Below are 6882 nucleotides of genomic sequence, written 5' to 3' on the forward strand. Positions count from 1 at the left end.
GAACGCACGCCCGCTGCCGGCCGTGGACAGAACAAGCCCGGCGCCCGCTCCCAGCCGCGCCGCGGCGAAGCGGACGGCAACCGCGCGCCGCGCGCGGCCGAACCGCGCGAGGTCAACGGCAATCGCATGCCGCCCGCGCCACGGCCCGACGTCGATGGCAACCGCATCGCCAATACCACCCGTCGCACCGACGCCGATGGCAATCGCGCCAACCACGGCCGCAGCCGCCCCGCGCCGCGCGCCGCGCTGTTCTCCGCCAAGCCGGGCAACGGCAACCGCTGAACCCGCGCGCCCGCTCCCCGCTTCGGCCGGGCGGGGAGCGGGGTTTTCCGCGCGCGGCGGCTTGCCAAACCCCCGAGCCCTCACTTAAGCTTCGCGCGCATTCGAATCCAGGTGCCCTGCGCCGCAAACGCGCGCCAGGGTGAAACGGGAAGTCCGGTAATGCCGCCCCACGCGGGCAGCCATCCCGGCGCAGCCCCCGCTGCTGTAGTCCTGACGGATGCCGCACCCCGCCACTGGGCTTTGCCCGGGAAGGCCGCGGCATCCGGATGAAGGCGAGCCAGAAGACCGGCCTGGTCGATTGAAGGTCACTGCCCCGGGGTGTGGGCGATCGCCGTCCGGCCCGGGCATCGTCCGTCGCTCCGGCCACCACCACGTCTCCCCCAAGCAGGTCGTCCGCCCTCATACCCGCGGCGCCATCGCCTTTCCGGAGACACCATGTCAGCCAGCCAACGCATTCCCGCCACCATCGTCACCGGCTTCCTCGGCAGCGGCAAGACCACGCTGCTGCGCCACATCCTGTCCAACGCCGGCGGCCGCCGCATCGCCGTGATCGTCAATGAATTCGGCGAACTCGGCATCGACGGCGACATCCTGCGCGGCTGCGGCATCGGCTGCGACGAGGACGGCCGGGAACGCCCCGGCGAGCTGTTCGAACTCGCCAACGGCTGCCTGTGCTGCACGGTGCAGGAAGAGTTCTACCCGGTGATGCGCGAACTGATCGCGCGCCGCGGCGACATCGACCACATCCTGATCGAGACGTCCGGCCTGGCCCTGCCCAAGCCGCTGGTGCAGGCTTTCAATTGGCCAGAGATCCGCAACGCCTGCACCGTGGACGCGGTCGTCACCGTGGTGGACGTGCCCGCCGCCGCCGCCGGCCAGTTCGCCGCCAACCTGCCGGCGGTCGACGCCCAGCGCCGCGCCGACCCCAACCTAGATCACGAATCGCCGCTGCACGAGCTGTTCGAGGACCAGTTATCGGCCGCCGACCTGGTCGTGCTGTCCAAGACCGACCTCGCCGACGCCGACGCCCGCGCCCGTGTCGAAGCACTGGTGCGCGAGGAACTGCCGCCCGAGGTGAAGATCGTCGCCAGCGACCAGGGCCGCATCGAGCTCGACATCGTGCTCGGCCTGGGCGCCGCGTCGGAGGAGAACATCCACCTGCGCCAGAGCCACCACGACCACGAGGAAGGGGAAGAACACGACCACGATCACGACGCCTTCGACTCAGTGGTGGTCGACCTGCCGCTGGTCGAGCGCGAGCGCCTGCTCGACATCCTGCACACCCTCACCGCCGAGCACGCCATCTACCGCGTCAAGGGCTTCGTCGCGCTGCCCGGCAAGCCGATGCGGCTGGTGGTGCACGGCGTCGGCCGGCGCTTCGACAGCTACTTCGACCGCCGCTGGCTGGCGGACGAAACGCCGCGCACCCACCTCGTGCTGATCGGCGAGGATCTGGACGCCGACTCCCTGCGCAACGCGCTCGCCGCGGCCGCCGCCACTGCCGACGCCCCCGCCGGAAGCGCCTGATGCATCTGCTCGCGGCCCAGCCCGGCGGCTTCGTCGACGACGCCTCGGTCATCACCCGCATCGCGCAAGATCCGGCCGACATCGTCATCCTCAGCGCCGCCGACACCACGCTGGCGCTGCTCGCCGCCGCCTGGCCCGCCGCGAGCAGCGGCACGGCCGGCTTTCCGTCGCTGCGACTGGCCAACCTCCTGCACCTGCGCCAGCCGGCCTCGGTCGACCTCTACCTGGACGACGTGCTGCAGTACGCGCGCGTCATCGTCATCGACCACCTCGGCGGCGAAAGCTACTGGCCCTACGGCACCGAGCGCATCGGCGAACTGTGCCGCGCACGCGGCATCGCGTTGGCGATGTTCTCCGGCGACACCACCGAAGACAGCAACCTGCTGCAGAAAAGCACCGCCGATGCCGACACCTGCCGCACGCTGTGGCGCTACCTGCGCGAAGGCGGCCCGGCCAACGCACGTGCCTTCCACCGCTTCCTGGCGACGCGCTTCTTCGATCTTCCGCTGCAAGTGCCACCACCGCGGCCGCTGCCCGCGGTGACGGTCTTCCATCCGCGCCACGAACTCGGCTCGGTGGAAAGCTGGCACGGCGACTGGCAGGCCGGCGCGCCCTGCGTCGCCGTGCTGTTCTACCGCGCCCACCTGCAGGCGGGCAACACCGCGGTGTTCACCCACTTGTGCGAGGCGCTCGCCGCGCGCGGCATGAACCCGCTGCCGATCGCGCTGCTGTCGCTGAAGGACGCGCTGTGCGCCGACACCCTGCGCCGGCTGTGCCGCGAGCATGGCGTGGCGCTGATCCTCAACACCACCGCGTTCTCGCAGTCGGCGCTTGACGATCCCGGCGACCACGCCCTGGTGGACGACATCCCGGTGCTGCAGCTCGTGCTGTCCGGCGGCAACGAGGAAGGCTGGCGGGCCGACGCCCACGGCCTGTCGCCGCGCGACATCGCCATGCACATCGCGCTGCCCGAGGTCGACGGCCGCATCATCACCCGCGCGGTCAGCTTCAAGGGCCTGTCCCACCACTGCGAGCACACCCAGTGCGACGTCGTGCAGTACCGCCCGCATCCCGAGCGCATGGCCTTCGTCGCCGAGCTGGCACGGCGCTGGTGCCGCCTGCGCGCGCTGCCCAACGCCGACAAGCGGCTGGCGCTGGTGCTGGCCAACTACCCCAGCCGTGAAGGCCGGCTGGGCAACGGCGTCGGCCTCGACACGCCGGCCTCGGTGGTCGCCATCCTCGAACGCCTGCGCGCCGACGGCTACGCCGCCGACGCCATCCCGACCGACGGCGACACGCTGATGGCGCAACTGAAGGAAGGCATCACCAACGACCCCGACCAGTGGGCGCTGCGCCCGGCGCGGCAGAGCCTGGCGATGGACGCCTACCTCGCCTTCTTCGAGCGCCTGCCGGAAACCGTGCGCGGCGCCATCGTCGCGCGTTGGGGCGAACCCGCCGCCGACCCGATGCTGCGCCAAGGTCGCTTCATGATCGCCGGCCTGCGCTGCGGCCAGCTCTTCGTCGGCATCCAGCCCGCGCGCGGCTACGGACTCGACCCGCAGGCGAGCTACCACGACCCCGACCTGATACCGCCGCACCACTACCTGGCCTTCTACTGCTGGCTGCGCGAAGTGTGGCGCTGCGACGCCATCGTGCACGTCGGCAAGCACGGCAACCTCGAATGGCTGCCGGGCAAGAGCGTGGCGCTGTCGGGCGAGTGCTGGCCCGACATTGTCCTCGGCCCGCTGCCGCATCTCTACCCCTTCATCGTCAACGACCCCGGCGAAGGCACCCAGGCCAAGCGCCGCGCCCAGGCGGTGATCATCGACCACCTAATGCCGCCGCTGACCCGCGCCGAAAGCTACGGCCCCACGCGCGACCTCGAACGCCAGGTGGATGAATACTACGAAGCACTGATGCTCGATCCGCGCCGCGCCGAACTGCTGCGCCGCCAGATCCTCGACCACATCCTGCGCCACGACCTGCACCGCGACCTCGGCTTCGACACGCCGCGCACGGCGGAAGAGGAACAGCACCTGCTCAATCGCACCGACGCCTACCTGTGCGAACTGAAGGAAGCGCAGATCCGCGACGGCCTCCACATCTTCGGCGCCTCGCCCACAGGGCGGCTGCGGCGCGACACCCTGCTCGCGCTGGCGCGCCATCCGGTCGGCAACGGCCGCGACGGCAATGAAGGCCTGACCCGCGCGCTGGCCGCCGACCTCGCCCTGGGTGGGGAAGACGGCAAGGGCTTCGACCCGCTCGACGCCGACTGGGGCCAGCCCTGGCAAGGCCCGCGCCCGGCCGTGCTCGCCGCGCTCGGCGACGGCCTGTGGCGCAACGCCGGCGACACCCGCGAACGGCTCGAACTGCTGGCGCTGCAGATCCTGAACTCCAGCCTCCCTGATTCCGACCTGCCGGAGCACCGCCTGCCCGAGGGCCACGACTGGCCCCGCACCGCCGCCGTGCTCGCGCGCATCGACGGCGACCTGCGCCCGCGCCTGGACGCCTGCGGCGAACAGGAGCTGCTGCAGCTGATGCGCGGCCTCGCCGGCCGTTTCGTGCCGCCCGGGCCGAGCGGCGCGCCCTCGCGCGGCCGTCCCGACGTGCTGCCCACCGGGCGCAACTTCTACTCGGTCGACACCCGCGCCGTGCCCACGCAGACGAGCTGGACGCTGGGCCTGAAATCCGCCGCGCTGCTGGTGGAACGCTACCTGCAGGAACACGGCGACTACCCGCGCGCGATCGGCCTGTCGGTATGGGGCACGGCCACCATGCGCACCGGCGGCGACGACATCGCCCAGGCTTTCGCGCTGATCGGCGTGCGGCCGAAGTGGGCCGACGGCAGCCACCGCGTGGCCGACTTCGAAATCCTGCCGATGTCGCTGCTCGACCGTCCGCGCATCGACGTCACGCTGCGCGTGTCCGGCTTCTTCCGCGACGCCTTCGCCAACGTCATCCGCCTGTTCGACGCCGCGGTGCAGGCCGTCGCCGAACTCGACGAAGCCGAGGACGTGAACCCGATCCGCGCCCGCATCCTGCGCGAGGCCGCCGCGCTGGCGGCCGACGGCATGGGCGCCGCCGACGCCCGCCGCCACGCCGGCCATCGAATCTTCGGCGCCAAGCCCGGCGCCTACGGCGCCGGCCTGCAAGGCCTGATCGACGGCCGCAACTGGGACGACGACGCCGACCTCGCCGACGCCTGGCTGAACTGGGGCGGCCACGCCTACGGCCAGCACGACTACGGCAGCGCGGCCCGCAGCACCTTCGCCCGCCGCCTCGCCGGCATCGACCTGGTGATGCAGAACCAGGACAACCGCGAGCACGACCTGCTCGACTCCGACGACTACTACCAGTTCCAGGGCGGCATGACGGCGGCCGTGCGTCACCTGTCCGGCGCGCAGCCGGCGGTGTATTTCGGCGACCATGCCAACCCGCAAGCACCGGTGGTGCGCTCGCTGGAAGAAGAAATCAGCCGCGTCGTGCGCTCGCGCGTGACCAACCCCAAATGGATCGCCGGCATCAAGCGCCACGGCTACAAGGGCGCGTTCGAGATGGCGGCCACCGTCGACTACCTGTTCGCCTTCGACGCCACCGCGCGCGTGGTGCGCGACGACCAGTACGCCCGCGTCGCCGACGCCTACATCGAAGACACCCACACCCGCGACTTCCTGCAGCGCCACAACCCCGACGCGCTGCGCGAAATGTGCGAGCGCCTGCTCGAAGCCATGCAGCGCGGCCTGTGGCAATCGCCCGGTGACTGGCGCGAACGCATCGAACAGCACCTGCTCGCCGCCGAACAGCACCTGGAAAACCGATGACTGCCTCTACCCCCGCCCCTTCGCCCAGCGCCCCGGCCGCGCCCAGCTACCCCTTCGCCGCGCTGTACGGCCAGCCGCGCCTGCGCACCGCGCTGCTGCTCGCCGCCGTCGACCCGCTGATCGGCGGCGTGCTGATCGAAGGGCCGCGCGGCACCGCCAAATCCACCAGCGCGCGCGCGCTCGCCGAGCTGCTGCCGAAGGATCAGGGCGGCGGGCGCTTCGTCGACCTGCCGCTGGGCAGCAGCGAGGAACAGCTCGTCGGCTCGCTCGACCTCGAAGCAGCGCTGCAGCACGGCCGCGTCGCCTTCCGCCCCGGCCTGCTGGCTCGGGCGCACGACGGCGTGCTGTACATCGACGAAGTCAACCTGCTCGCCGACGGCCTGGTCGACCTGCTGCTCGACGTCTGCGCCAGCGGCATCAACCGCGTCGAGCGCGACGGCGTCTCGCACCAGCACCCGGCGCGGCTGACCCTGATCGGCACCATGAACCCCGAGGAAGGCGAACTGCGCCCGCAACTGCTGGACCGCTTCGGCCTGTTCGCGCGCCTGGACGACACCCTCGCCACCGCCGAGCGCCAGGCCATCGTGCGCGCCCGGCTGGCCTTCGACGCAGACCCGGCCGCCTTCGTCCGCCGCTTCGACACCGAACAGCAGAACCTCGCCCGGCGCATCGTCCGCGCCCGCAGCGCACTGGACGGCATCGGCTTCGGCGACGCCGCCCACGACCGCGTTGCCGCGCTGTGCCACGCCGCCCAGGTCGAGGGCGTGCGCGCCGACCTCGTCATGCTGCGCGCCGCGCGCGCCCACGCCGCGCTCGACGGCCGCGGCGAAATCACCGATGCCGACATCGACGCCGTGGCCGAACTGGTGCTCGCCCATCGCCGCAAGGCGGCCGAGGACGCGCCGTCGCAAACGCCGCAACACCGCGACGACACGGCTCCGACCCAGGGCGACGGCACCCGACCCGCGAACGGACAAGCAAGCACCAGCACGTCCAACGACTCAGGCCAGCCGGCCCCAAGCGATCAGCCAGACGACTGGGGCGCGCTGCCGCCGCAGCCGGTGCCGATCCACGCGGTCAAGAACGTGAGGCCGCTGCATGCAAAAAAGCCCTGACGCGTCCGGCAGCCGCGCCCGGCAGGGCGGCCGCCGGACGCGCACCCAGCCCCACGAAGAAAGGCCGCCCCGACCCGGCCGCCGGCACGCGCATCGACTGGCCGCGCACGCTGGCGGCCAAGGCCGACGCCGCGCTC

Annotated in this window: 3 protein-coding genes, 1 pseudogene and 1 riboswitch; all 4 genes and pseudogenes read left to right on the forward strand. The window is 71.9% G+C overall.

The window, feature by feature from the left end; all coding sequences use genetic code 11:
• Nucleotides 1–282: pseudogene (locus tag C666_RS18000) on the forward strand (DEAD/DEAH box helicase); the annotation flags it as partial.
• 94 nt (nucleotides 283–376) lie between these two features.
• Nucleotides 377–590: riboswitch (cobalamin riboswitch) on the forward strand.
• Nucleotides 591–717: 127 nt separating this feature from the next.
• Complete coding sequence (gene cobW, locus C666_RS18005) at nucleotides 718–1809, forward strand: cobalamin biosynthesis protein CobW (RefSeq protein WP_004347148.1); 1092 nt, start codon at nucleotides 718–720, stop codon at nucleotides 1807–1809.
• A complete protein-coding gene (cobN, locus tag C666_RS18010; protein ID WP_004347149.1) occupies nucleotides 1809–5630 on the forward strand; it encodes a cobaltochelatase subunit CobN in 3822 nt (1273 codons plus the stop codon). The genes cobW and cobN overlap by 1 nt, the downstream gene beginning before the upstream one ends.
• Nucleotides 5627–6745 carry a magnesium chelatase ATPase subunit I gene (locus C666_RS18015; RefSeq protein WP_004347150.1) on the forward strand — a complete coding sequence of 373 codons (1119 nt, stop codon included), beginning with the start codon at nucleotides 5627–5629 and terminating at the stop codon, nucleotides 6743–6745. The genes cobN and C666_RS18015 overlap by 4 nt, the downstream gene beginning before the upstream one ends.
• The last annotated feature ends 137 nt before the right edge of the window (nucleotides 6746–6882 follow it).

Source organism: Thauera linaloolentis 47Lol = DSM 12138 (genome assembly GCF_000310205.1).
Classification (GTDB): Bacteria; Pseudomonadota; Gammaproteobacteria; order Burkholderiales; family Rhodocyclaceae; genus Thauera; species Thauera linaloolentis.